The sequence below is a fragment of the Rhodanobacter denitrificans genome (genome assembly GCF_000230695.2).
Lineage (GTDB): Bacteria > Pseudomonadota > Gammaproteobacteria > Xanthomonadales > Rhodanobacteraceae > Rhodanobacter > Rhodanobacter denitrificans.
Genome location: NC_020541.1, coordinates 2,610,208 through 2,632,917, shown reverse-complemented (window position 1 = coordinate 2,632,917; position 22,710 = coordinate 2,610,208). Strand labels below are relative to the sequence as shown.

The window sequence follows — 22,710 nt, the reverse complement described above, 5'->3', positions numbered from 1 at the left end:
GATCTATTGGCGCGCTTCGAGCCGCAGTCCGCGCGGCGTCAGCCGGCGCTCGACCAGTTCGAACAGGCCCTGCACCAGCAGCGCCAGCACGGCGGCCGGCACGGCGCCCTGCAGGATCAGGCCCACGTCGTCCAGCCGGATGCCGGTGAGGATCGGCTGGCCGTAGCCGCCGGCGCCGATCAGCGCCGCCAGCGTGGCGGTGCCCACGTTGATCACCGCCGCGGTCTTGATGCCGGCCAGGATCGAGCGCATCGCCAGCGGCAGTTCCACCCGGCGCAGCCGCACGCCGGGCGGCAGGCCCAGCGCGGCGGCGGATTCGCGCAATTCCGGCGCAATGCCGACCAGGCCGGCATGCGTGTTGCGCACGATCGGCAGCAGGCTGTACAGGAACAGCGCGGCGATCGCCGGCCAGGTGCCGATGCCGAGCAGCGGGATCATGAACACGAACATCGCCAGCGACGGCACCGTCTGCAGTACGCCGGTCAGGCCGATCAACCACTGGCCGAGACGCCGCCGCCGGGCCGCCAGGATGCCCAGCGGGATCGCCAGCAGTATCGCCAGCCCCAGCGAGATCGCCACCAGCTTGACGTGTTCGACGCTGCGCTGGAGCAGGTGCGGCCATGGCCCGCCGTCGTGGCCGTCCGCGTGGATGCCGAGGAAATCGGCGGCCACCACGTTTTCCTTCACGCCGCGCAGCTTCACCCGCGCGTTCATCGCGCGCATCGCGTCTTCGTCGATGCTGCCGGCGAGCTTGTGCAGCACGCCGACGAAGGCCGGCGCGCTCTGCTCCAGCGCCAGGCGGTACAGGTAGACCGCGTCGTAGCGTGGAAAGTAATCGCGATCGTCGCGCAGCGTGCGCAGGTGGTAGTAGGGGATTTCCGCGTCGGTGCTGTAAAGGTCGATCGCGTCGACCGCGCCGCTGGCCAAGGCGCGGTACGACAGCGCGTGGTCGAGGCCGCTCACGTGCGCCTGCGGCAGGCCGTAGCGTTGGCGCAGGCCGGGCCAGCCGTCGCCGCGATCCATGAACTCGTTGGAGAAGCCGAAGCGCAGGCCGGGGTGCTGCAGCAGGTCGGAAATGTCGGTGATGCCCAGCCGCGCGGCGACATCGCTGCGCATGCCGATTGCATAGCTGTCGCTGAAGCCGAGCGAGTCGGTGATGCCGATGCCCAGGGGTTTCAGTTGCGCGCGCAAGCTGGCGATATCCGCGTTCGCCGGCAGGCCCTTCAGCAGTTCCTGGGTGAGCGTGCCGGTGTACTCGGGGTAGGCGTCGATTTCGCCGTCGAGCAGGGCGCGCCACAGGATGCGGGTGCCGCCCAGCTCACGCCGGTGTACCGCCTCGACGCCGGCCTCGCGCGCGCCGGCCAGCGCCAGTTCGCCGAGGATCACCGACTCGGTGAACTGCTTGGAACCGATCCGCACCGGTGCGGCCTGCGTCGGCGCGGGCAGCAGGCAGGCGCCCAGCAGCAGGCAAACGCCCAGCAGCATTGGCGCGGGTAGCAGGCGGCGCATCACGGGGCCTCCGGCAGGCGCCGCTGCGCCGCGACGAAGCGGTTGACGAAGGCATCGGCGGGGCGCTCGCGCAGGTCGCGGAACGTCCCGTCCTGCAGCACGGCACCCTGGCGCAGCAGCACCAGCCGCTCGGCGAACCAGGCCGCCTCGGCGAGGTCGTGGGTGACCACGATCACGGTCTTGCCGAGCTGGTCGAAGATCTGCTTCAGTTCGTCCTGCAGTTCGTGGCGCACCACCGGGTCGAGCGCGCCGAGCGGTTCGTCCAGCAGCAGCGCGTCGGGATCGGCCATCAACGCGCGCATCAGCGCCACGCGCTGGCGCTGGCCGCCGGACAGTTCGGCCGGGTAGCGCTCCAGTACGCCAGTCGGCAAATGCGTCAGCGCGGCGAGCTGTTCCGCGCGCTGGCGGATCCGCTCGCGATTCCAGCCGAGGTGGCGCGGCAGCAGGGCCAGGTTGCCCAGCGCGGTCAGGTGCGGGAACAGGCCGCCGTCCTGGATCACGTAGCCGACCCGCCGGCGCAGCGGCAGCACGTCGCTGCGCTGCAGGGGGCGGCCGTCGACTTCGACGTGGCCGTGGTCCGGCCACTCCAGGCCGAGCAGCAGGCGCAGCACGGTGGACTTGCCCGAGCCACTGCTGCCGATCAGCGCGGTGGTGGTGCCGGCGGCGAACGCCAGGCTGACCTGTTCGAGCGCCTGCAGCCGGCCGTAGCGCTTGCCCGCCTGCACCAGCGCGAAGGCGATGCCGCCGGCGGACTCAGCCGTGGACATGGCGCGTCATGGCAGCTCGACCTTCGCTTCGGTGGCGGGGAAACGGCGCGGGCGGGCGGGTGACGCCGCCGCGGCCGCGGTGCGCGCATGAGCCTAGCAGCAGGGCGGAACCGGCGGCTACCGGCGAGCGCCGCGGATTGCTATGGCGTGCCGCTTATCCGCGCCTGGTCGCCGCCCTGCCGCTTGGCGTCGTACATCGCGTCGTCGGCGCGCCGCAGCAGCTGCCGGGCGTCCTCGCCGTGGGCCGGATAGAGCGCGATGCCGATGCTCGCCGACACCTGCAGCCGGCCGCCGGCCAGCTCGAACGGCTGCCGCAGGGCGGCGCCGATCTTGGCGGCGACCGCGACCGCATGATCGGCGTGGCCGGCGTCGTTGAGCAGCACCACGAATTCGTCGCCGCCGATGCGGCCGACCGTGTCCGATTCGCGCACGCAGTGGCGGATGCGTGCCGCCACCTCGCGCAGCAGCAGGTCGCCGACGTCGTGGCCGTGGTGGTCGTTGACCGGCTTGAACCGGTCCAGGTCGAGGTACAGCACGGCCAGCTGCTGCCGGTCGCGGCGGGTCCTGGCCAGCGCGGTGCGCAGCCGGTCGTGGAACAGGCCGCGGTTCGGCAGGCTGGTGAGCTGGTCGTGTTGGGCCAGGTATTGCAGCCGGGTCGTGCTCTTCTTGCGCTCGATCGCCGCGGCGATCTGGGTGGAGACGAACTGCAGCAGCGTCTTGTCCTGCTCGTTGTAGCGCAGCTCGCCGGAGTAGCTCTGCACCACCAGCGCGCCGATCACGCCCTGCGGCCCGCCGAGCGGCACGCCAAGCCACTCCAGCGAATCGCGGCCGACGATCGGGCGCACCCGCGGCGGCAGTTCCATCCGGGCCTCCGGCGTCAGCAGCAGCGCCTGTCCGCTGCGGATCACCTCGTTGCTGAGCGTGCCGGAATCCAGGCTCTGCGTCGGCGGTGGCGGGTCGTGTTCGTCGACGAAGTAGGGGAAGCTCAGCTCGTCCTTGTCCGCGTCGTACAGGGCCACGAAGAAATTGTTGGCCGGCAGCAGTTCGCCGACGATGCGGTGGATGTGCCGGAACAGCTCCAGCAGGTCCTCCGCCGAGTGCGCCGCCTCGGAAATGGCATGCAGGGCCGCCTGCATCCGCTCGGCGTGCTTGAGCTCGGTGACGTCGCGCGCCACCGCGATCCGCACGCGATCCGTCTCCGACCAGCGCGCCGACCACATGATGTGGATGACCCGGCCGTCCTTGCGCACGTAGCGGTTCTGGAAATGCGGCTTGGGCTGGCCGGCCATGATCTCGTCCGCCGCCTGCAGGGTGCGTTCGCGGTCATCGGGATGGACCAGCCCGATCATCGGCCGCCCGATGACCTCTTCCGGCGCGTAGCCGAAGATGTGCTCGAAGGCGGCGCTGACGAAGAGGTAGCGGCCCTGGACGTCCACCACGCAGATCGCGTCGAGCAGGAGATCCATCACGCTGCTGAAGGTGAGGCCGGCGCCCGGCTCCGGCGGGGAAGGCGGTTGGTTCATGCGTATCTGTTCGAGCGTGATGCCGGGGGCGGTGATGCCGGTTCGAAGCTTATCCGGAATCCGCGCGGGAAATGTCCACGTGCCCCGGCACCACGCGCGGCAGTCGTTCGCGCCTTGGCCGCCTCTGGCGGCCGGCCAAGGCGCGGGCGCTCAGGCGATGGTCAGCGTGACGTCGATGTTGTTGCGGGTGGCGTTGGAGTACGGACACACGATATGCGCCTTTTGCACCAGCGCTTCGGCCTCGGCCCGAGGCAGGCCGGGGATCGAGATGGTCAGCTCGACCTCGATGCCGAAGCCGGTGGGGATCGGGCCGATGCCGACTTGGCCGGTCACCCGGGTATCGGCCGGCAGTTGCAGCTTCTGCTGGGCCGCCACGAACTTCATCGCGCCGAGGAAGCAGGCCGAGTAGCCGGCGGCGAACAGCTGTTCCGGGTTGGTGCCGTCGCCGCCGGCGCCGCCGAGTTCCTTCGGCGTGGTCAGCCGGACGTCGAGCACGTTGTCGGACGAGGTCGCGCGGCCGTCGCGGCCGCCGGTGGCCGTGGCCTTGGAGCGATACAGGACTTTTTCAATGGACATGGTGTGTCTCCTTCTTGGGGTTGTGGGGTATTCCGATATGCATAGCTGGCTATGAAATAGCGCGCTATGTTTCTGCACAAATGGGATACGCGAGTCAGGCGGCATCGGACAGCTTGCCGCGAAGTGCCTGCAATTCCCGCTTCAGGTGCAGCAACTGGTCCGGCGTGCAGCGGGTGGCGCAGAACACCGACTCCTGCACCTTGCCGGCCTTCGCCTGCAGCGCCTTGCCGCGCGCGGTCAGTGAGATCACCACATGGCGCTCGTCGTCGCGCGAGCGCAGCCGTGTCACCCATCCCGCCGTCTCCAGCCGCTTCAGCAGCGGGGTGAGCGTGGCCGAGTCGAGGAACAGCCGCTTGCCGATTTCCGACACGCTGAGGCTTTCGTGCTCCCACAGCACCATCATTGCCAGGTATTGCGGGTAGGTGAGATCCAGCGGCTTGAGCAGCTTGCGGTAGACCTTGTTCATCGCCAGGCCGGCCGAGTACAGGGCGAAGCACAGCTGCGCGTCCAGTCGGGGCGTGGAGTCCGCGGCAGGCGTCGGCGATGTGCGGGGGGAGCTCATGCTCGCGCAATTTACATAGCGCGCAATTCAATTGCAAGCTATTTTCATCGAAAGGCTTCCGACACGGGCCGGTGGCGCCGCATCGCTCATGGTGGCGCGGCACGGCTCACGCGAGGGCAAATGATGTCCAGGCCGATCCCGTGGGCTTTGGCCCTGGCGCCGGTCATGGCGTTGCCGGCGCACCGGCGACAGGATGGCGATAGCCACCGAGGCCCCGGCGTGAACCTGCGGATGACCACCCTTGCGACGCTGGGCGCCGCCTTCACGATGCGGGCCGGCGGCAACCAACGTGCCGGCGAAAGACACCTCCGGCACATCGCCGCGCGAAGCGTTCGGCGCGGTCGACGCGTTGTTCGCGACGAGGGCGGGCATGACGTGGGCGCCTCGCGCCGGCTGATCCTGCCTGGCGCCCGTTTCGTGATGGTGCGGCCCGACGGCAGGGTAGGGATCGAGCCGGACGCCGGCTACCTGGCGGCGCAGGGCAAGCAAGGAAGCGTTCCGCGAGCGCATCTGGGCTGCGCAGGTGACGGTGCGGGGCAACCTCGCCCGGGTCTGGCGCCTGCGATTTCCACTGCGACGGCAAGCTGTCCCCTTGCGGCATCGACGGCTTCAGCCTGGTGTGCGGCAGCCACGGCTGGCGCATCGTCGGGTTCAGCTGGATCGTGCAGAAGCTGGGCTGCGCGCCAGGCCTGCGGGGCAAGGTGAAGTGGCCGGCCGTCTACGCGGGAGCTTCGCCACGCGCCGGTGCACTCTTTGACAAGGCCTGCTTGTCGGGTTACCTGTGCGGCTTCTGCAAGCGGGGCGCTGCGTGATGGTGTGCTTCGCCAATGCCTGACAGGGTGGGACATGCGCCGAGTGACACTGCTTGCCTGCGGGGGAACGATTGCCGGCCACGCCGACGCGGTCGGCCATTTTCGTCCGACGGGCCATGCCGCCGAACTGCTGGCGGGGGTGCGGCTGCCAGTGGGGATCGAAGTCACCACGACCGACGCGCTTACCGTGCCGAGCCGCGCGATGTCGCTGGCCAACGTGCTGCAGCTGGTCGAGCGCGTCGAGGCGCTCGCCGCCGGTGCGCAGCCGCCGGACGGCGTGGTGATCAGCCAGGGCACCGACACGCTGGAGGAAACCGCCTAGCTGTTCGCGCTGATGTGCGGCGCGCGCTTGCCGGTGGGCAACCTGTCGCCGCTCGAGGCGCGCCTGCGCCTGATCGTGGGCCTGGAGCTCGGGCTGGCGCCAGCGGCGATCTTTCCGCTCGACTGAGGCGTGGGCTGCGTTCGCCGGTTTTTCGTGATGCGCCCGGCGATCAATCCAGCGGCGCGGTCATGATCAGCTGGTCGACCGCGTAGCCGCGCTGGCGCGAGTGTTCCTTGAGGGTCTGGAACAGCGCGCGATCCATCGTGGGGCGGCGCGAGAGTATCCACAGGTGCTTGCGCCCGGGGCTGCCGATCACGGCCCACCGGTAGCCGGCGTCCACCTCGATCACCCAGTAGTCGGCCCACGCCATCGGCAGCCAGGTCAGCCAGGCGGGCGCGAAGCGCACTTCCAGCGCCGCCGGCTGGTCGTCCTTCATCCGCGCCACGCCATCGACGGACATCCGGCCTTTGCTGGTGCGGCAGGTGTTGTGGACGTGGACGGTGCCGTCGGGGTTCGGCGTGTAGGTGGCGACGACGGCGTCCAGACACTTGCGCTCGAAGTACATCGGCAGGCGCGCGATCTCGTGCCACTGGCCGGCGTAGCGGTGCAGGTCCAGCGACGGCACCGGCCGGTTCGGCAGGCTGGCGGCGGCAGCGGGCCAGGCAATGGCCAGGGCCGCGGTGGTCAGCAGCCGGTGCAACAGGTGCATGGTCGGGCTCCGTGGCTCGTGCGTGGCGTGGACAGGACGAAGGATCGCGGAACCCTCGCGCGTGGTCTAGCGGTAACGCGCTTCCTGCAGGTCGATCTCGCGCACCAGCCGGCGCGAGACCTCGTCGGAAATCTGGTAGTGGCGCGCCAGTTCGAAGATCGCCTCGCGCTGGCCCTGCAGCGCGGCCAGGCGCAGCTCGCGTTCAGCGGCGTCGGCCTTGCGCAGCTGCCGCGCCTCGTCCTCTCCGGAGGCGTCCTCGTCCAGCCAGTGCTGGTACAGCGCGATCACCCGGGTGGCTGCGCTGGTGTAGGTGTCGACTTCGCTGGCCGGAGCCCTTTCCAGCAGTTCGTGCTGGGTCTTCTCGACGGCGGCGATCGCCGCGGTGGCGGCGGCGCGGCGGGCCAGGTTTTCTTCGCGCTGCACCGCCGGTTCCGGCGGCAATTCCAGCCCCTTCAGCAGTGGCGGCAGGCCGATGCTGGCGGCCAGCAACGACAGCAGGATCACCGCGGTGGCGAGGAAGATCGCCAGTTCGCGCGCGGGGAAGGGCGTGCCGTCGGGCAGCAGCAGCGGCAGCGTCATCACGCCGGCCAGGGTGATCGCGCCGCGCACGCCGGCCAGCGAGGTGGCCAGCAGCAACCGCCAGTGCAGCCGGCTCACGGGGTGGCCGCGATGGCGCGCCTTGAGCACGTTCAGGCGCAGCGAGATCCAGGCCCAGGCCAGGCGCAGCAGCGCCAGCCCGACGTTGATCGCCAGCGCGTACACCAGCAGCCACCACGGGTTGCGATGGCCGCTCTGCGCCACCGACGCCACCGCGCCCTGCAGGCTGGCGGGTAGTTGCTCGCCCAGCAGCACGAACATGATGCCGTTCAGGGCGAACTGCACCGTGTTCCACACCGCCGTGCGCTGCACCCGCGTGGTCGCCAGCAGGCGGCCGCTGAGTTCGACGTAGCTCATGGTGATGCCCGCCGCGACCGCGGCGAGGATGCCGGAAGCATGCACCTGCTCGGCGAGCAGGTAGGCACCGAACGGGATCAGCAGGCTGATCAGGATCGGCGAGCCGGCCTCCTGGCCGAAGTGCCGCGACAGCCAGCGCTGCGCGAAGCTCACCGCCACGGTGAACGCCACGCCGACGCCGAGCCCGACCAGCGCCACCCACAGGAAGGTCAGCGACGCGGACAGCAGCGAAAACCCACCGGTCACCGCCGCCGCCACGGCGAAGCGGAAGCAGACCAGGCCGGTGGCGTCGTTGAGCAGCGATTCGCCTTCGAGGATGTGCATCAGCCGCCTCGGGATCGGCACGCGCGCGGTGATCGACGACACTGCCACCGGATCGGTCGGCGACACGATCGCGGCCAGCGCGAACGCCACCGCCAGCGGCATCGCCGGGATCAGCCAATGGATCAGGAAGCCGGCGCCGAGCACGGTGGCCACCACCAGGCCCAGCGCCAGCGCCAGGATCGCGCCGCGGTCGCGCAACAGGCCGTCCTTGGGGATGCGCCAGCCGTCGAGGAACAGCAGCGGCGGCAGGAACAGCAGGAAGAAGATGTCCGGGTCGAGCGCCACGCCGTGCTTGAACACGCCGGCGATCACCGCGCCCAGCCCGATCTGCACCAGCGGCAGCGGCAGCGAGAACGGCAGCATGCGGACCAGGTAGCCGCTGCCGACCACGGCCAGCAGCATGGCCAACGCTACTTCGATCGAGTTCATGAGGTGTTCCGGGCGCGCTGGTGACCTTAGCAACACGGTGGCCGCTGCGTCGAGCGGCGCGGCGACGACATGCCAACGGCGACATGGCATACCATCGACGCTCCGCGCGGCCGATCCGTTCCCCAGGAGATCGCATGCAGCCGATCATCACCGTTCGCCAGCTCGGCAAGACCTACGCCTCCGGATTCCAGGCGCTGAAGCGGATCGACCTGGAGATCCGTCGCGGCGAGATCTTCGCCCTGCTCGGCCCCAATGGCGCCGGCAAGACCACCCTGATCAGCATCATCTGCGGCATCGTCAATCCCAGCGAGGGCAGCGTGCTGGCCGACGGCCACGACGTCGTGCGGGACTACCGCGCGGCACGCACGAAGATCGGCCTGGTGCCGCAGGAGCTGACCACCGACGCGTTCGAGACGGTGTGGAACACGGTCAGCTTCAGCCGCGGCCTGTTCGGCAAGGCGGCGAACCCGGCGCACATCGAGAAAGTGCTGAAGGATCTCTCGCTGTGGGAGAAGCGCAACGACAGGCTGATCACTTTGTCCGGCGGCATGAAGCGGCGCGTGATGATCGCCAAGGCGCTGTCGCACGAGCCGCAGATCCTGTTCCTGGACGAGCCCAGCGCGGGCGTCGACGTGGAACTGCGCCGCGACATGTGGGCGATGGTGCGCGCGCTGCGCGCCAGCGGCGTCACCATCATCCTGACCACCCACTACATCGAGGAGGCCGAGGAGATGGCCGACCGGATCGGGGTGATCCACAAGGGCGAGCTGATCCTGGTCGAGGACAAGGCCGAGCTGATGAACAAGCTCGGCCGCAAGCAGCTGACCCTGCACCTGCAGAACCCGCTGCAAGCCATCCCCGCCGCACTGGCTGGCTACCCGCTGGCGCTGTCGGACGATCGCCGGCAACTGGTCTACACCTTCGACGCGCAGGGCGAGCACACCGGCATCGACGTGTTGCTGCGCCGGCTCGGCGAGGCGGGCATCGACTTCAAGGACCTGCAGACCCGGCAGAGTTCGCTGGAGGACATCTTCGTCAGCCTGCTGAGGGAACGCGCATGAACATCTATGCGATCCGCGCGATCTACCGTTTCGAGATGGCGCGCGCCTGGCGCACCCTGCTGCAGAGCATCGTCTCGCCGGTGATCTCCACCTCGCTGTACTTCGTGGTGTTCGGTGCGGCGATCGGCTCGCACATGAACGGCATCGACGGGGTCAGCTACGGCGCCTTCATCGTGCCGGGACTGATCATGCTGTCGCTGCTGACGCAGAGCATCTCCAACGCGTCGTTCGGCATCTACTTTCCGAAGTTCGTCGGCACGATCTACGAGATCCTGTCGGCGCCGGTGTCGCCATTCGAGATCGTCGCCGGCTACGTCGGCGCGGCGGCGAGCAAGTCGATCATCCTGGGCCTGATCATCCTGGTCACCGCGCGGCTGTTCGTGCCGTTCCAGATCGAGCATCCGCTGTGGATGCTGACGTTCCTGCTGCTCACCGCGGTGACCTTCAGCCTGTTCGGCTTCATCATCGGCATCTGGGCGGACAACTTCGAGAAGCTGCAGCTGGTGCCGCTGCTGGTGGTGACGCCGCTGACCTTCCTCGGCGGCAGCTTCTATTCGATCCACATGCTGCCGCCGTTCTGGCAGAAGGTCACCCTGTTCAATCCGGTGGTGTACCTGATCAGCGGTTTCCGCTGGAGTTTCTACGGCGTCGCCGACGTCGGCGTGGGCGTCAGCGTGGGCATGACCCTGGTGTTTCTCGCGATCTGCCTGGCCGCAGTGTGGTGGATCTTCCGCAGCGGCTACCGGCTGAAGGCTTGAGCGGATTGTCAGGTCAGCACGGTATGCGCGTGGAACGGCAGCGGCGTGGCACCGGTGCGCGCCACCGCGGGCTCGGCCACGCCGAGCCGGTCCTTGCTGGCGTCGATCACCACCAGGATGCGGCCGGCGGCGATCTCGTCCTTGAACCGGCGGCTGACCACGTCGGGCACCTCGAAGCCGACCATCTCGCCGATGCAGGTGCCGAACGCGGCGCCGGCGACGGTCATCGCCGCGGCACCGGCCAGCGTCACGCCCAGCGGCGGCACGGCGGCTGCGGCCAGCCCGAGCAGCAGGCCGGTACCGCCGCCGCAGACGCCGCCGCGCACGGCGGCGGGGTAGAAATCGTTGCGGCCCTGCATCAGGTGGTCGGGGATCTTCTCCAGCTCGATGTCCTCGCGGGCGACCAGCGAGATGTCGCCGTCGTCGACGCCGGCGGCGCGGGCCGCCGCCATCGCGGCGCGTGCCGCGGTCAGGTCGGGCGTGCTGAATACGCATCGGGTTTTCATGGGGCGTACCTCCACCTCCGGCATGGCGCCCGCCGCGCGGATGGCGCCGATCGGCCCGGGATATCCGCATGGGCGAGGCGGGTTTGCGCGGTTCATCGTTTAGCGTTTGTGGCGTTGTCGCGGCGTGACCTGGTTGTTATCGCCGGCCGCGGCGGCAGCGCCGGTCCGGCCAGCTGCTAGGGTAAGTCGTGCCGGCGCGAACAGCCGTGATGAACGAATCGCGCACGGGCCAGTCAATAACGGACACTCGACGCAAGGGAGTCATCGTGGGCAAGCAGACATCGACAGGCGGCTGGATCGTGGCGGTGGTCGTGGTGGCGGCCGTCGTGGGGGCGGGGGCCTATCTCGCGCGCAAGGCCATGCACGCCGGTGCACCACCACCGGTGGTACCGGCAAGCTCGGCATCGGCTGCCGCGCCGCCGGTCGAGCCGGCGATCCGGCATCCGATCGAACAGGCGCAGGTCGCGCCCGCAACGGCTTCGACCAGCGCCTTGCCGGCGCTGGACGACAGCGACGCCGGCGTGGCCGCCGCGCTCGCTGCGCTGGGTGGTGGCGACGTGTCCGCGTTGCTGGTGCCACAGCAGATCATTGCCCGTCTCGTGGCGACCGTCGATGCGCTGCCGCGCCACGACGGGCTGGCCGCGTTCACGCTGCCGGCGCGGGTGCCGAAGGGCGCTTTCGCGGTCGACGAGGCCGGCAGCGCCACGCTGCTTGGTGAACGGAACTACGCACGCTATGCGCCGTATATGCGGGTCGTCGACGCCGTCGATCCGCAGGCGCTGGTGGCCTGGTACGTGCACGCCTATCCGCTGTTCCAGCAGGCCTATCGGCAGCTGGGTTATCCGACGGGCTATTTCAACGATCGCCTGGTGGTGGCGATCGACGACCTGCTGGCCGCGCCGGAGCCGGCCACGCCGCTGGCCGTGGTGCGTTCGAAGGCGTTCTATGTCTACGTCGATCCCGCGCTGGAAGCGCGCTCGACCGGGCAGAAGCTGCTGTTGCGTGTGGGGCCGGCCAACGAGGTGAAGATCAAGGCCAAGCTGCGTGCGATCCGCACGGCGCTGACCGGCCGGACGCTGCCGGCCGCGCCGACCGCGGCGAACGCCGCCGGCGGCTGATGGCTCCGCGGGAACCGGCGCGGATCTGCGCCGGTTGGGGGTAACCGGTCTTCGGCTCAAGTTTCCGTGCGCCCGGCCGATCTGCCATGTACGGGACCGCGGGGCCTGCGGGCGTTGTGCGGGGGCGCACTGCGGGAACGATGGGGTTCGGGAGCGGCGCCGCCAGGCCATCGCCCCGTCCGGCGGCTTTCCGGTCGGTTCGCGAGGTTCGATGTGCCCAGGCGCCTTATCCATCCGTCGGAACTGCAGGTGGGCCAGCCGTTGCCGTGCAATGCCTACGACGGCAAGGGCACGTTGCTGCTGTGCGAGGGGCACGTGATCACCAGCGACGGGCAGATCGAGAAGCTGATGCGGCAGGCGCTGATGGCGGACGCGCGCCCCGGCGTTTCCGCGAAGGAGCCAGCCAGGGCCTCACCGCTGGCGCTGGTGCTCGCGGTCCGACGGCATCTGCAGGCACTGCTCGACGCGCCGTCGCCGGCGGATTTTCCTGCGCAGGTGTCGCGCATGGCCGGCATGCTGCGACGCGCCTGCAGGCTGAACGCGGACGTGGCGCTGGCCTCGATCCTGATGCGCCGCGAGGGTCTCTACAGCATCCGCCACGCCGTCAACGTGGCGGTTGCCTGCCAGATCGCGGGAGCGGCGATGCAGCTGGCTCCGGCGGAGCTGGCGGCGACGACGGCGGCGGCGTTGACGATGAATATCGGCATGTTCCAGCTGCAGCAGCGGTTGCAGGCCCAGGGCGGGCCTCTCACCGATGCACAGCGGGCCGCGGTCCGTGGCCATTGCGAACGCGGCGTCGCGCTGCTGCGCGGGCACGGGGTGACCGATGCCCTGTGGCTGGACATCGTGCAGGATCACCACGAGCGCCCCGACGGCAGTGGCTATCCCGCCGGCAAGGCGGGCGACGCGATCGGCCTGCCGGCCCAGCTGCTGTCCCTGGCGGACGTGTACTGCGCACGGGTGGCCTGCCGCGATTCGCGCCCGGCGATGCCGCCGAATGTGGCGCTGCGCTGGCTGTTCCTGAACGAAGGCGCGACCATGGACGAGCATCTGGCGGCGCGGTTCATCAAGGCGCTGGGCGTGTATCCCCCCGGCACCGGCGTGCGCCTGTACAACGGCAGCATCGCCGTGGTCACCCAGCGCGGCGCGACCGGGCACATGCCGAAGGTGGCCTCGATCACCACCCGGGACGGTCTGCGCGTCGGCGTGCCGATACGCCGGCGCGGCGACGAGCCGGCCCATGCGGTCAGCGCGGTGGTCGACCTCGATGAGCTGCAGCTGGCGGTGGGCATGGAGGCATTGTGGGGCGCGGACGGCGTCGAGTGAAGCCGCCGGCGATGCATTGACGCTGCGGTGGGCCTGCTGTGGCATCCTCGTCGGCCACGCGGGCAGGATGTCGATTCCGCCCGGCCACGCCTTTCACGCCCGGCACGCGCCATGACCACGCGAACGCATTCCCCCGGCCCGTTGCAGGCCGATCTGCTCGGCGGCGACGCAGGCGGATCCGTGCCGATGCATCGCCTGTTCCTCGCGTTGCTGCCGGATGCGGCGACGCGTGCGCGGCTGGCACAGGCAGCGGCCGCGCTCAAGGCCGGCCAGCCGGACCTGCGCGCGCGCTGGGTGAACCCTGCGCGCTACCACGCCACGCTGCATTTTCTGGGCGACCATGCGCTGCTGCGGCAGGCTGTGGTCGACGCGGCGCTGGCTGCCGCAGGCGGGGTGCGCATGGCGCCGTTCGCCTGGGTGCTGCACGAGGCCGCCAGCTTCCAGGGCCGGCAGCCGCCGCGCGTCCTGCGCAGCGCGCACGTGCCGGAGCCGCTGCAACGCCTGTGGCATGACCTGCGCCGTGCGCTCGTGCTGGCTGGGCAGGGGCGCCATGTCGCACGCCACTTCACCCCGCATGTCACCATCGCCTACAGCCAGGGCGCGCGGCTGGCCAGCACGCCGATCACGCCCGTGACATGGCCGGTCGAACGGTTCGCGCTGGTTCACGGCGTGGTTGGTCAGCCGGACTACCAGGTGCTGGCAGAATGGCCGCTGCAGGACGACAGCGCTGGAGTTCAGGCGTAGGGTGTTCCGTCCTTGTGCGAAAAACGGTCCGCGCCGCGTTCCAGATGCAGGTCGATGTCGGGATAGGTGCAGGTGTCCTCGTTCGAGCGCGAGCCGACCTCCAGGTAGACGGCCATCCCTGCGCTGCGATTGATCAGGTGATGGCCGTCGGCGACGTTGCGCGGAAACGCCGCACAGTCGCCGGCGCGCAGCAACTGTTCGCCGGCGTCGCTGACCAGCACCAGCTCGCCCGCCAGCACGTAGACGAATTCGTCCTCGTGCGAATGCCAGTGGCGCTGGCTGGACCAGGCACCGGCCGGCAAGTGGGTGAGGTTGACGCCGAAGTCGGTCAGGCCGCCGGCGTCGCCCAGCGCCTGCTTGCGGCGTTCGCCGGCGAACCCTGCATAAGGCGGCGGATAGCCGGAGCCCTTGCGTTCCGGGACGGTAGCTATATCGATTTTTGGCATGACGGGTTCCTTGGAAGGGCTGTCGGAAGTTGCGATTGACGAGTTTGCGCGCGCCGTCCGCGCTAGGATGGCTGCGTCGATGACGAATCGGCGGGAGGCGGGTCCGATGAAGCGCGGGTCGAGGGTGGCATGGATCATGTTCTGCTGCATGCTGCCGGCGCTCACGGTGCTGGCGGCGGCGATCGGCCAACCCGTGGCCCGGCCGATGGTGGCGCAGATCGCCCTGGACGGTCCGATCGGTCCGGCTGCCGCCGAATACTTCGACGACGCCTCGAAACGCGCCGTCGCCGATGGCGCGGCGGCGATCGTGCTGCGCCTGGATACGCCCGGCGGGCTGGCCGATTCGATGCGGCAGATCATCGCCGGCATGCTGGCCAGCAAGGTGCCGGTGCTGGTGTACGTCGCTCCCGCCGGTGCCCGGGCCGCTTCGGCCGGCACTTACATCCTGTATGCGGGGCAGATCGCCGCGATGGCGCCGGCTACCCACCTGGGCGCGGCGACGCCGGTGGCGCTGGGCGGCGGCAGGCCCATGCCGCTGCCGAAGGCCGGCCGGCAGCCGGCGTCGGCCACCACGACGGCGGATGACCAGACGGCTGCCGACGATGCGGAATCGCACAAGGCCATGAACGATGCGATCGCCTATATCCGCTCGCTGGCGCAGTTGCGCGGGCGCAACGCGGCCTGGGCCGAGCAGGCCGTGCGCGGCGCGGCCACGCTGACCGCCAGCGAGGCCGCCCAGCAGCAGGTGATCGACTTCGTGGCGGCGGACGTGGCCGAGCTGCTGGCCAGGGCGGACGGACGCAAGGTACGTGTGGGTGAGCGCGACGTCACGCTGCAGCTCAAGGGTGCGTCCGTGCGCGAGTACGCGCCCGGTGCGCGCACGCGCTTCCTGGCGATCATCACCAACCCCACCATCGCCTACCTGTTGCTGCTGGCCGGCATCTTCGGGCTGGCGCTGGAAGCGATGCATCCCGGCGCGATGCTGCCCGGCATCGCCGGCGGCATCTGCCTGCTGGTGGGCCTGTACGCGCTGCAGCTGCTACCGGTGAACTACGCCGGGCTGGCGCTGATGGCGCTGGGCGTCGGCCTGCTGGTGGCCGAGGCGGCCAACCCCAGCGTGGGTGCGTTCGGCGTCGGCGGGCTGGTGTCGTTCGTGACGGGCTCGGTGATGCTGATGAACACCGGGGTGCCGGGCTATGGCGTCAATCTCGGCGTGATTGCCGGCATCGCGGTGTGCGCGGCGGGGCTGCTGGTCCTGATCGTGTGGCTGGTGTTCCGTTCGCGCCGCGCCCATCCGGTTACCGGCGATGCGGCGATGCTGATGGATACCGGCGAACTGCTGGAGCCGGTGAGCGCCGGCGGCGAGGCCTGGATGCTGGTGCGCGGCGAGCGCTGGCGCGTGCGTTGCGATACCGCCTTGCCGGCCGGCGCGCGGGTGCGCGTGGTGTCGCGGCAAGGCTTGTTGTTGCAGGTCGAGCCGGCATGAGCCGGTGCGGCCATTTCATGAAAGGCAGGAGATGATCATGTTCGGATTCGTCGGTGTTCTGGTAATCCTCGGCGCGTTGCTGTTGTTCTCCGCGGTGAAGATCCTGCCGGAGTACCAGCGCGGCGTGGTGCTGACGCTGGGCCGCTACACCGGCACCAAGGGGCCCGGGCTGGTGCTGCTGGTGCCGTTCGTGCAGCGGATGATCCGCGTCGACCTGCGCGTGACCGTGATGGACGTGCCGCCGCAGGACGTGATCTCGCGCGACAACGTCTCGGTGCGCGTGAACGCGGTGGTCTACTTCCGCGTGGTGGAGCCCGACAAATCCGTGCTGCAGGTGGAGAACTTCCTGCAGGCCACCAGCCAGCTGGCGCAGACCCGGCTGCGCTCGGTGCTGGGCCAGCACGAGCTGGACGAGATCCTGTCGCAGCGCGATTCGATCAACCACACCTTGCAGACCATTCTCGACGAGGCCACCGACCCGTGGGGGATCAAGGTTGCCAACGTGGAGATCAAGGACGTCGACCTCAACGAAACCATGGTGCGCGCGATCGCCCGCCAGGCCGAGGCCGAGCGCGAACGCCGCGCCAAGGTGATTCACGCCGAGGGCGAGATGCAGGCCGCCGAGAAGCTGCGCGATGCCGCCGCGATGCTGTCGCAGCAGCCGCAGGCGCTGCAGCTGCGCTACCTGCAGACGCTGGCCGACATGTCCAACAACGGCAAGTCATCGACCATCGTGTTCCCGCTGCCGCTGGACCTGATCAAGCCGCTGATGGAGGCGTTTCCGGCAAAGCCCGGCCCGGCCCCGAACCACTGAACTGGCGCCGCCGTCCGGGGCGGGTGAATAATGCCGCTTCCCGTCAAGACGAGCGACCCACCATGGATGCAGCACCTTCACCCGGCAGCCTGGTCTGCGTGGGCCTGGGCATGACCCTGGGCTCGCACCTCGGCCCGCTGGCGCGCAGCTACATCGAACAAGCCGACGTGGTGTTTGCCGGGCTCTCCGACGGCATCGTCGAGATGTGGCTGCACAAGATGCATCCGGACGTGCGCAGCCTGCAGCCGTACTACCGCGAGGGCAAGTCGCGCATGCAGACCTACCGCGAGATGGTCGAGGCGATCCTCACCGAGGTGCGCGCGGGCAAGCGGGTCTGCGGCGTGTTCTACGGCCATCCCGGCGTGTTCGCCTGGGCACCGCACAAGTCGATCGAGGTCGCCCGCAGCGAAGGCTACGAGGCACACATGGAACCGGGCATCTCGGCCGAGGACTGCCTCTACGCCGACCTCGGCATCGACCCGGGCCGCTACGGCTGCCAGCACTTCGAGGCCAGCCAGCTGCTGTTCTACAAACGCAGGATCGACCCGACCGCCTACCTGGTGCTGTGGCAGGTGGGCCTGGTCGGCGACCAGTCGCTGGCGCGCTTCTCTACCGGCCCCGCCTACCGCGAGCTGCTGGTCGAGGTGCTGGCGCGCGAGTATCCGCTGGACCACGAGATCACCATTTACCGCGGCGCGACCTTGCCGATCCAGCAGCCGCGGATCCGCCGGATCCGGCTGGCCGAGCTGCCGCAGGCGGAAGTCGGCATGGAAGACACTGTGGTGCTGCCGCCGGTCGGCCCGCTGCAGCCCGACCTGGAAATGCGCGCGCGGCTGGACGCGCTGGACAAGGTGGAAATCAAGCAGGATGCGGGCGTTTTGTGAACGAGTCGGCAAGTTGCCGTTGGCGTCGTCCCTAGGATGAATCGGCGCGGTTTGAAGCCTCGCTGCGGGGTAAACCCTTCCACCCCGCAATCAGGCCAGTCGCGCCATTCCAATCCATTGACTATTCCGGGAGATACGCCATGTCGAACATTATCGATTTTCTTGAGAACGTCGGGCAGAACGCCAGCTTGCGCTATGCTTCCGCCGGGGACATGCAACGCATGCTGGTCCATAGCCAGCTCGATCAGGATATCAAGGAGGCTGTGCTGGCCAAGGACCAAGAACGGCTGACTGCGCTGGTGGGGGCACAGAATGTATGCTGCTTGTTGGTTCCTGCACAGGTAAGGTGTTTGCTTGTTCCCGGGATCAACGACGAAGACGAGTACTACCACGAACAGCGTGCTTGAACCGGAATGGCCTCGCTGGCGCATGGCGCCAGCGAGGCAGTGTTCCCCGAGACGCTGACCAAGCCAACAACAGTCGGGGGGAATGCATATGTCGGATGTTGTCGAGTTTCTTGAAAGGATGGGGAAGGACGCGCAGCTGAGCCGAGCATCGGGCAATAAGCTTGAGCAGGTAGCGGCAAGCGCAGGGCTGGATTTGATTTTGCAGGATGCGATCCTCTCTGAGGATTCATCGACATTGAAGGCATTGCTGGGCATTGCGACACATTGCGCGATGCTCGCGCCCGCCGAGGAGCAGGAAGAGCAGGAGGATGAAGGCGGCAACGAAACTCCTGAGCGCGAGGGCGAAACCAGCCGCGCCGCGTTGAGTGCCGTGGAGTTGATCGGCTAAATCAATGCCCGCATCCGTAGTGAATCGTCGGATGGTGATCGCGGGGTGGATATTGCTCGGACTATCCGGGAGTATTGCCTATGCGGCTGTGCTCCCGGTCGTTGACCAAAGCGCCTCCCTGCTCAAGGAGGCTGATAGCAGCAGAACACAGAACCACGACAGATTCCTGGAGCTCTTGCAGCGTCTCGACAAACAGGCTGCGAAGTTGTCGCCCGAGCAACAGGAATATCTGCATTACCTTCAAGCATGGCAGGCGGCTTACGTCGGCGATTATGCGACATCGGATCGGTTGGCCGATACGGTGTTGACCCATTCGCGGGACTCGGTTCTGCGCTTCAAAACGGACTCCTTCATGGTGAACTCTCTCGCAGAGCGTTCCCGTTACGAGGATGCGTTCCGACGCTTGAATTTGGTGCTATCGCGGCTGCATACGGTTTCTGACCCGGATGCGCGTGCCTTGGCGATCACCGTCGCCGTGCTCCTCTACGAGGAGTCTGGGCAGTACGATCTTGCCTGGAATTATGCTGACCAGCTTGCCAATGAAACCCGGCAGCCAAACGATTGGATGTGCAAAACGGGCTACGCGAGACTAGCGGCGCTTTACAAGGCGGGCAAGCTGGACGGAATTAACGAAAAGCTTCAGCAGGGCATAGATCTTTGCCAGAAGGTGGGCGACGACCTTTATGCCAATGGCATTCGCCTGTATTTGGCGAGAGTTGCATTGCAACGGGGGCATTCCGAGAAGGCAATCATGCTTTTGAGGAGTAATTACGATGCAGTGCAGAGGAGTGGTTACTCGTGGTTACTCTCTCAGGTTGATGCGTTATTGGCCGAGGCATATTTGGGTACCAGCCAGATTGCTTTATCGAAGCAATCGGCACTCCAGGTTGTTGCTCGAAGTGAAGGGAACAAATATTCGGAATCCTTGAGTGTCGCCGAGCGCGTTCTCTATCTTATTGCGAAGAGCCAGGGGGATCTGCGGGCCGCTCTTGACCATCATGAACGTTATATGGCGTCAAATAACGGTTGGCTGGATGAAGTGGGGGCCAGGGCACTCGCCTTCCAGATCGTCCAGCAACAACTGCTCGCCAAAAAACTGCAGCTAGACACATTGAGCAAGCAGAACCAAATCCTGCAGCTCCAGCGAAACCTCGACAAAAAAGCTTCCGAGACGAGTCGTCTGTACATATTGCTGTTGCTTACGGTGCTGGCTTTTATCGGTTTTTGGGCTTACCGCGTCAAGCGCTCGCAGTTGCGTTTCATGCGGCTGGCGCGGCGTGACGGGCTCACGGACATCTTCAACCGGCAGCATTTCGTCAACGAGGCCGAACAGCAATTGCAGTACTGCCGCAAGTCGGGGCGGGAGGCCTGCCTGGTGCTGATCGACCTGGATCACTTCAAGGCCGTCAACGATACCTACGGACATGCGGTGGGCGATCGCGTGCTGAAACGTGCCGTGGCCGCCTGTCAGGCGCATCTGCGCTCCACCGATATCTTCGGCCGCCTGGGCGGCGAGGAGTTCGGCATCGTGTTGCCGGACTGCACGCTCGAGCAGGTGCTAAGCCGGACCGAACGGATCCGGCAGGCGCTCGTGGCGGTGGTCCGCGGCGACGCTGCCGAGGAAATCTGCGTCTCGGCCAGCTTTGGCGTGGCCAGCACCCGGTACTCCGGGCATGAGCTTCGCCAGTTGCTGATCCACGCCGATGACGCCTTGTATCGGGCCAAGCGCGAGGGCCGCAACCGCGTCAGCGTGAGCGACGGCCGGGCGGAGCCGCAGCTGAATGCCGTTGCCGTGACGGCCGAAGGCGTGCAGTAAACCGGGCCAGATGGCTGCCGTCCGCCTGCCGCCTCAGGGCAACGCCGACCGCACCAATGCGATGGCACGACATCGAAGGAAGGGTGTACTTTGGGCCCGGCGGGCGGCCGGAGCTTGCTGCTTGCGGCGCGCAATGCGTGGGAAATGGGGAAAAGATCAGCAGACGGATTTGACGCGGTCATTACCGGACCGCCAGCCATTACTCATCCTGACAGGGGGATGATCGATGTTCGATGTGATCGATTTTCTGGAAAGGGTGGGGCAGGACGCGCAATTGCGTCATGCATCTCGGGATGAAGTAGGGTCAGCGCTGTCCAATGCCGAGATTGATCCGGAGTTGCGCGTGGCGATCCTTGCCAGGGATGGACAGGAGTTGCGGACGTTACTGGGGCAGGGTCCGTACTGCTGTCTGATCAATCCCGCCAAACCGGGCGAGGAGCAGGAGGAGTGTGACGGCAGCTGCGAAGAGGGTGAAGAGAAGAAGGACGACGAGGACAAGGAGAAGAAAAGCGATGGAGATTGAGAACCAGGCTTCACGACTTGCCGCTCCTGTGCTTGCGACCGCTGACTAGCTCATGGGCCGGACGGGCCGGTACAGATTGGTATTTGCGTGCTGCATGCTTCTGCTTTTGTTTGAAGCGGGCGCGGTTGCTGCGACTGCGCCGGTATCCGACGATCCTGCGCAGTTGTTGAGGCAAGCCGAAAGCGTCGAGTCCTCCAATCACGCCAAGTTCAATGAGCTGATGAGGCAACTCGACGCGGTTGCGGCGAGGCTCTCACCGCAACAAAAGCTGCATCTGCGCTACCTTGAGGCTCGGCGGATCGCCTTTGCGGGCAACTACGCCGCGGCGTTGCCTTCGTTGACGGCGATCTCGGACCAAACGGAGGATCCCGTCCTGGCGTTTCGTGCCATTGCCACGGTGATAGATCTCATGGTGGCCGAATCCCGCTATGAGGAAGCCTTTGCCAAGCTCAACCCCTTGTTGGAGCAACTGCCAAAAATCAAAGAACCCGGCGTCCGCATACAGGGGCTTGGTGTCGCGGCACAGTTGTACATCGAGGCAGGGCAATACGATGTATCTACTCATTATGCCGATCAGATGATCAGGGAAAGCCCCGACACCCAGAGTGCATGCAAGGGCTGGTTCTACAAGTCCGATGCGCTATTTGAAAGCGGCAGCGCACAGTTGCCTGCCGATCAGCTTCACGATGGCGCGGAGGCGTGTGCAAAGGCGGGCGATACCCTGTTTTCACTCAGTTTCCGGCATCTGCTGGCGGGTTTCGACATGCGGCGGGGTCGCCCCGAGTCAGCCATCCGTGTACTGCAGGCAAATTATCCCAAGGTGTTGCAAGCGGGCTTTCCGCCCCAGGTTACCCAGTTCGAGGCTACGTTGGCCGCGGCTTACCGGCAGATCGGCGATCTTGCTTCGGCCGTGAAGTTTGCCAATAGCGCCCTGATGACGGATGCCAACCGGTCGTATTCGAAATCCACGGCCAGTGCCTATCGGGTGCTTTACGAAGTCGCCAAGGAACGGGGCGACAGCAAGGGCTCGCTGGCATACCTCGAAAAATACGTGGTTGCCCACGATGGCTACCAGAGCCGGCTCAGCGCGAAAGCACTCGCCTATCAGATCGCCAAGCAGCAGGTGCTGGCGAAGAAGCTGCAGATCGACGGGCTCGACAAGAAGAACAGGATTCTCGCCCTGCAGGGCGAGTTGGATCGCAAGGCGGCGGAAACCAGCCGGCTGTACGTCGCGCTGCTGCTGATGGTGCTGGCGTCGATCATCGTGTGGGCCTATCGGGTCAAGCGCTCGCAATTGCGCTTCATGCGGCTGGCGCGGCGCGACGGCCTTACCGGCATCTTCAATCGGCAGCACTTCGTCAACGAGGCCGAGCGGGAGTTGCGTTATTGCCGCAAATCGGCGCGCGACGCCTGCCTGGTGCTGATCGACCTGGACCACTTCAAGCTGGTCAACGACACGCATGGTCACGCGGTGGGCGACCGGGTGCTGAAGCGCGCGGTCGATGCCTGCCAGGCGCATCTGCGCTCCACCGACGTGTTCGGCCGCCTGGGCGAGGAGGAGTTTGGCGTGCTGTTGCCCGAGTGCACGCTGGACAGCGTGCTGCCGAGCGTCGAGCAGATGCGCGCGGCAATCGCCGCCGCCTCGATCGCCGGGGACGCGCCCGGCATCCCGATCTCGGCAAGCTTTGGCGTCGCCGCCGCAGCCAGCAGCGGCTATGCGCTGCGGCAGCTGATGATCGATGCGGACCGGGCCCTGTACCAGGCCAAGCGCGAGGGACGCAACCGGATCAGGCTGTTCGACGCCGGCATGCGCGGCTGATTGTCCTGTGGTTGCAATGGCATTTGCACGTTAGCCGCCGCTGGCGATCGCGGGCGCGGCCGCTCGCGTGGACAGCCGCGCAGGCGCGCGCTACAAAGGACGCCGATGCCATTGCCGGGAGTGTTTC

At 67.5% G+C, this 22,710-nt stretch carries 24 protein-coding genes; 14 read left to right on the top strand and 10 right to left on the bottom strand.

What is annotated here, in order from left to right; genetic code table 11:
* Window positions 1-3 precede the first annotated feature (3 nt).
* The 6 genes from R2APBS1_RS12065 to R2APBS1_RS20145 form a co-directional block, all read right to left on the bottom strand.
* Window positions 4-1,512 carry an ABC transporter permease/substrate-binding protein gene (locus R2APBS1_RS12065; RefSeq protein WP_174315853.1) on the bottom strand — a complete coding sequence of 503 codons (1,509 nt, stop codon included), beginning with the start codon at window positions 1,510-1,512 and terminating at the stop codon, window positions 4-6.
* Complete coding sequence (locus R2APBS1_RS12060) at window positions 1,509-2,276, bottom strand: ATP-binding cassette domain-containing protein (protein WP_015448118.1); 768 nt, start codon at window positions 2,274-2,276, stop codon at window positions 1,509-1,511. The genes R2APBS1_RS12065 and R2APBS1_RS12060 overlap by 4 nt, the downstream gene beginning before the upstream one ends.
* Before the next feature lie 140 nt (window positions 2,277-2,416).
* Window positions 2,417-3,799: a sensor domain-containing protein gene (locus R2APBS1_RS12055; RefSeq protein ID WP_015448117.1), complete on the bottom strand. Its 1,383-nt coding sequence runs from the start codon at window positions 3,797-3,799 to the stop codon at window positions 2,417-2,419.
* A gap of 150 nt (window positions 3,800-3,949) precedes the next feature.
* Entirely contained in the window at window positions 3,950-4,375 is a 426-nt protein-coding gene (locus R2APBS1_RS12050) for an organic hydroperoxide resistance protein (RefSeq protein ID WP_015448116.1), read from the bottom strand.
* Window positions 4,376-4,469: 94 nt separating this feature from the next.
* The gene (locus tag R2APBS1_RS12045; RefSeq protein WP_007509235.1) at window positions 4,470-4,937 is read right to left on the bottom strand and encodes a MarR family winged helix-turn-helix transcriptional regulator; all 468 of its coding nucleotides are present in this window, start codon (window positions 4,935-4,937) and stop codon (window positions 4,470-4,472) included.
* Window positions 4,938-4,964: 27 nt separating this feature from the next.
* Complete coding sequence (locus R2APBS1_RS20145; protein ID WP_157769744.1) at window positions 4,965-5,426, bottom strand: hypothetical protein; 462 nt, start codon at window positions 5,424-5,426, stop codon at window positions 4,965-4,967.
* A 357-nt stretch (window positions 5,427-5,783) separates the two neighbouring features.
* Here R2APBS1_RS20145 and R2APBS1_RS12035 point away from each other — a divergent pair, with 357 nt between their 5' ends.
* On the top strand, window positions 5,784-6,071 hold the full coding sequence (locus R2APBS1_RS12035) for an asparaginase domain-containing protein (RefSeq protein ID WP_007509231.1): 288 nt from the start codon (window positions 5,784-5,786) through the stop codon (window positions 6,069-6,071).
* 169 nt (window positions 6,072-6,240) lie between these two features.
* Here R2APBS1_RS12035 and R2APBS1_RS12030 read toward each other — a convergent pair whose 3' ends face one another.
* Both R2APBS1_RS12030 and R2APBS1_RS12025 read right to left on the bottom strand, forming a co-directional pair.
* Entirely contained in the window at window positions 6,241-6,780 is a 540-nt protein-coding gene (locus R2APBS1_RS12030) for a lipocalin family protein (RefSeq protein WP_007509229.1), read from the bottom strand.
* A gap of 66 nt (window positions 6,781-6,846) precedes the next feature.
* The gene (locus R2APBS1_RS12025) at window positions 6,847-8,487 is read right to left on the bottom strand and encodes a Na+/H+ antiporter (RefSeq protein ID WP_007509227.1); all 1,641 of its coding nucleotides are present in this window, start codon (window positions 8,485-8,487) and stop codon (window positions 6,847-6,849) included.
* A gap of 134 nt (window positions 8,488-8,621) precedes the next feature.
* On the opposite strand from R2APBS1_RS12025, the gene R2APBS1_RS12020 reads away from it, so the two are divergent.
* Together R2APBS1_RS12020 and R2APBS1_RS12015 are read left to right on the top strand one after the other, a co-directional pair.
* Entirely contained in the window at window positions 8,622-9,548 is a 927-nt protein-coding gene (locus R2APBS1_RS12020) for an ABC transporter ATP-binding protein (RefSeq protein WP_007509225.1), read from the top strand.
* A complete protein-coding gene (locus tag R2APBS1_RS12015) occupies window positions 9,545-10,306 on the top strand; it encodes an ABC transporter permease (RefSeq protein ID WP_007509222.1) in 762 nt (253 codons plus the stop codon). The genes R2APBS1_RS12020 and R2APBS1_RS12015 overlap by 4 nt, the downstream gene beginning before the upstream one ends.
* Window positions 10,307-10,314: 8 nt before the next feature.
* Here R2APBS1_RS12015 and R2APBS1_RS12010 read toward each other — a convergent pair whose 3' ends face one another.
* On the bottom strand, window positions 10,315-10,812 hold the full coding sequence (locus R2APBS1_RS12010; protein ID WP_007509220.1) for a hypothetical protein: 498 nt from the start codon (window positions 10,810-10,812) through the stop codon (window positions 10,315-10,317).
* 266 nt (window positions 10,813-11,078) lie between these two features.
* Here R2APBS1_RS12010 and R2APBS1_RS12005 point away from each other — a divergent pair, with 266 nt between their 5' ends.
* The 3 genes from R2APBS1_RS12005 to thpR all read left to right on the top strand — a co-directional run bounded on the left by R2APBS1_RS12005 (window position 11,079) and on the right by thpR (window position 14,000).
* Window positions 11,079-11,930, top strand: coding sequence for a DUF3014 domain-containing protein (locus tag R2APBS1_RS12005; protein ID WP_015448115.1), 852 nt, complete (start codon window positions 11,079-11,081; stop codon window positions 11,928-11,930).
* 213 nt (window positions 11,931-12,143) lie between these two features.
* Entirely contained in the window at window positions 12,144-13,256 is a 1,113-nt protein-coding gene (locus R2APBS1_RS12000) for an HD-GYP domain-containing protein (RefSeq protein ID WP_015448114.1), read from the top strand.
* A 111-nt stretch (window positions 13,257-13,367) separates the two neighbouring features.
* A complete protein-coding gene (gene thpR, locus R2APBS1_RS11995) occupies window positions 13,368-14,000 on the top strand; it encodes an RNA 2',3'-cyclic phosphodiesterase (protein ID WP_015448113.1) in 633 nt (210 codons plus the stop codon).
* Here thpR and R2APBS1_RS11990 read toward each other — a convergent pair.
* Window positions 13,991-14,446, bottom strand: coding sequence for a cupin domain-containing protein (locus R2APBS1_RS11990; protein ID WP_007509211.1), 456 nt, complete (start codon window positions 14,444-14,446; stop codon window positions 13,991-13,993). The genes thpR and R2APBS1_RS11990 overlap by 10 nt on opposite strands.
* Before the next feature lie 106 nt (window positions 14,447-14,552).
* On the opposite strand from R2APBS1_RS11990, the gene R2APBS1_RS11985 reads away from it, so the two are divergent.
* From R2APBS1_RS11985 to R2APBS1_RS11950, 8 genes are all read left to right on the top strand, one after another.
* Complete coding sequence (locus R2APBS1_RS11985; protein WP_015448112.1) at window positions 14,553-15,932, top strand: NfeD family protein; 1,380 nt, start codon at window positions 14,553-14,555, stop codon at window positions 15,930-15,932.
* Window positions 15,933-15,969: 37 nt separating this feature from the next.
* Window positions 15,970-16,746 (top strand): slipin family protein, encoded by a 777-nt coding sequence (locus R2APBS1_RS11980; RefSeq protein ID WP_015448111.1) that lies wholly within the window; start codon window positions 15,970-15,972, stop codon window positions 16,744-16,746.
* Window positions 16,747-16,808: 62 nt separating this feature from the next.
* Entirely contained in the window at window positions 16,809-17,630 is an 822-nt protein-coding gene (locus R2APBS1_RS11975) for an SAM-dependent methyltransferase (protein WP_015448110.1), read from the top strand.
* Window positions 17,631-17,770: 140 nt separating this feature from the next.
* On the top strand, window positions 17,771-18,037 hold the full coding sequence (locus R2APBS1_RS11970) for a hypothetical protein (protein WP_007509202.1): 267 nt from the start codon (window positions 17,771-17,773) through the stop codon (window positions 18,035-18,037).
* A gap of 88 nt (window positions 18,038-18,125) precedes the next feature.
* Window positions 18,126-18,425 carry a hypothetical protein gene (locus R2APBS1_RS11965; protein WP_007509199.1) on the top strand — a complete coding sequence of 100 codons (300 nt, stop codon included), beginning with the start codon at window positions 18,126-18,128 and terminating at the stop codon, window positions 18,423-18,425.
* Between the two features lie 31 nt (window positions 18,426-18,456).
* Window positions 18,457-20,241, top strand: coding sequence for a GGDEF domain-containing protein (locus tag R2APBS1_RS11960; RefSeq protein WP_015448109.1), 1,785 nt, complete (start codon window positions 18,457-18,459; stop codon window positions 20,239-20,241).
* A 226-nt stretch (window positions 20,242-20,467) separates the two neighbouring features.
* On the top strand, window positions 20,468-20,764 hold the full coding sequence (locus R2APBS1_RS11955) for a hypothetical protein (protein WP_015448108.1): 297 nt from the start codon (window positions 20,468-20,470) through the stop codon (window positions 20,762-20,764).
* Between the two features lie 94 nt (window positions 20,765-20,858).
* The gene (locus R2APBS1_RS11950; RefSeq protein ID WP_015448107.1) at window positions 20,859-22,583 is read left to right on the top strand and encodes a tetratricopeptide repeat-containing diguanylate cyclase; all 1,725 of its coding nucleotides are present in this window, start codon (window positions 20,859-20,861) and stop codon (window positions 22,581-22,583) included.
* Window positions 22,584-22,710 lie beyond the last annotated feature (127 nt).

Bases quoted from the DNA above. Each gene is read 5' to 3' on its own strand.
- R2APBS1_RS12060 (WP_015448118.1), bottom strand. From the start codon at position 2,276: ATGTCCACGGCTGAGTCCGCCGGCGGCATCGCCTTCGCGCTGGTGCAG.
- R2APBS1_RS12055 (WP_015448117.1), bottom strand. From the start codon at position 3,799: ATGAACCAACCGCCTTCCCCGCCGGAGCCGGGCGCCGGCCTCACCTTC.
- R2APBS1_RS12050 (WP_015448116.1), bottom strand. From the start codon at position 4,375: ATGTCCATTGAAAAAGTCCTGTATCGCTCCAAGGCCACGGCCACCGGC.
- R2APBS1_RS12045 (WP_007509235.1), bottom strand. From the start codon at position 4,937: ATGAGCTCCCCCCGCACATCGCCGACGCCTGCCGCGGACTCCACGCCC.
- R2APBS1_RS12035 (WP_007509231.1), top strand. From the start codon at position 5,784: ATGCGCCGAGTGACACTGCTTGCCTGCGGGGGAACGATTGCCGGCCAC.
- R2APBS1_RS12030 (WP_007509229.1), bottom strand. From the start codon at position 6,780: ATGCACCTGTTGCACCGGCTGCTGACCACCGCGGCCCTGGCCATTGCC.
- R2APBS1_RS12025 (WP_007509227.1), bottom strand. From the start codon at position 8,487: ATGAACTCGATCGAAGTAGCGTTGGCCATGCTGCTGGCCGTGGTCGGC.
- R2APBS1_RS12020 (WP_007509225.1), top strand. From the start codon at position 8,622: ATGCAGCCGATCATCACCGTTCGCCAGCTCGGCAAGACCTACGCCTCC.
- R2APBS1_RS12015 (WP_007509222.1), top strand. From the start codon at position 9,545: ATGAACATCTATGCGATCCGCGCGATCTACCGTTTCGAGATGGCGCGC.
- R2APBS1_RS12010 (WP_007509220.1), bottom strand. From the start codon at position 10,812: ATGAAAACCCGATGCGTATTCAGCACGCCCGACCTGACCGCGGCACGC.
- thpR (WP_015448113.1), top strand. From the start codon at position 13,368: ATGACCACGCGAACGCATTCCCCCGGCCCGTTGCAGGCCGATCTGCTC.
- R2APBS1_RS11990 (WP_007509211.1), bottom strand. From the start codon at position 14,446: ATGCCAAAAATCGATATAGCTACCGTCCCGGAACGCAAGGGCTCCGGC.
- R2APBS1_RS11985 (WP_015448112.1), top strand. From the start codon at position 14,553: ATGAAGCGCGGGTCGAGGGTGGCATGGATCATGTTCTGCTGCATGCTG.
- R2APBS1_RS11980 (WP_015448111.1), top strand. From the start codon at position 15,970: ATGTTCGGATTCGTCGGTGTTCTGGTAATCCTCGGCGCGTTGCTGTTG.
- R2APBS1_RS11975 (WP_015448110.1), top strand. From the start codon at position 16,809: ATGGATGCAGCACCTTCACCCGGCAGCCTGGTCTGCGTGGGCCTGGGC.
- R2APBS1_RS11970 (WP_007509202.1), top strand. From the start codon at position 17,771: ATGTCGAACATTATCGATTTTCTTGAGAACGTCGGGCAGAACGCCAGC.
- R2APBS1_RS11965 (WP_007509199.1), top strand. From the start codon at position 18,126: ATGTCGGATGTTGTCGAGTTTCTTGAAAGGATGGGGAAGGACGCGCAG.
- R2APBS1_RS11960 (WP_015448109.1), top strand. From the start codon at position 18,457: ATGGTGATCGCGGGGTGGATATTGCTCGGACTATCCGGGAGTATTGCC.
- R2APBS1_RS11955 (WP_015448108.1), top strand. From the start codon at position 20,468: ATGTTCGATGTGATCGATTTTCTGGAAAGGGTGGGGCAGGACGCGCAA.
- R2APBS1_RS11950 (WP_015448107.1), top strand. From the start codon at position 20,859: ATGCTTCTGCTTTTGTTTGAAGCGGGCGCGGTTGCTGCGACTGCGCCG.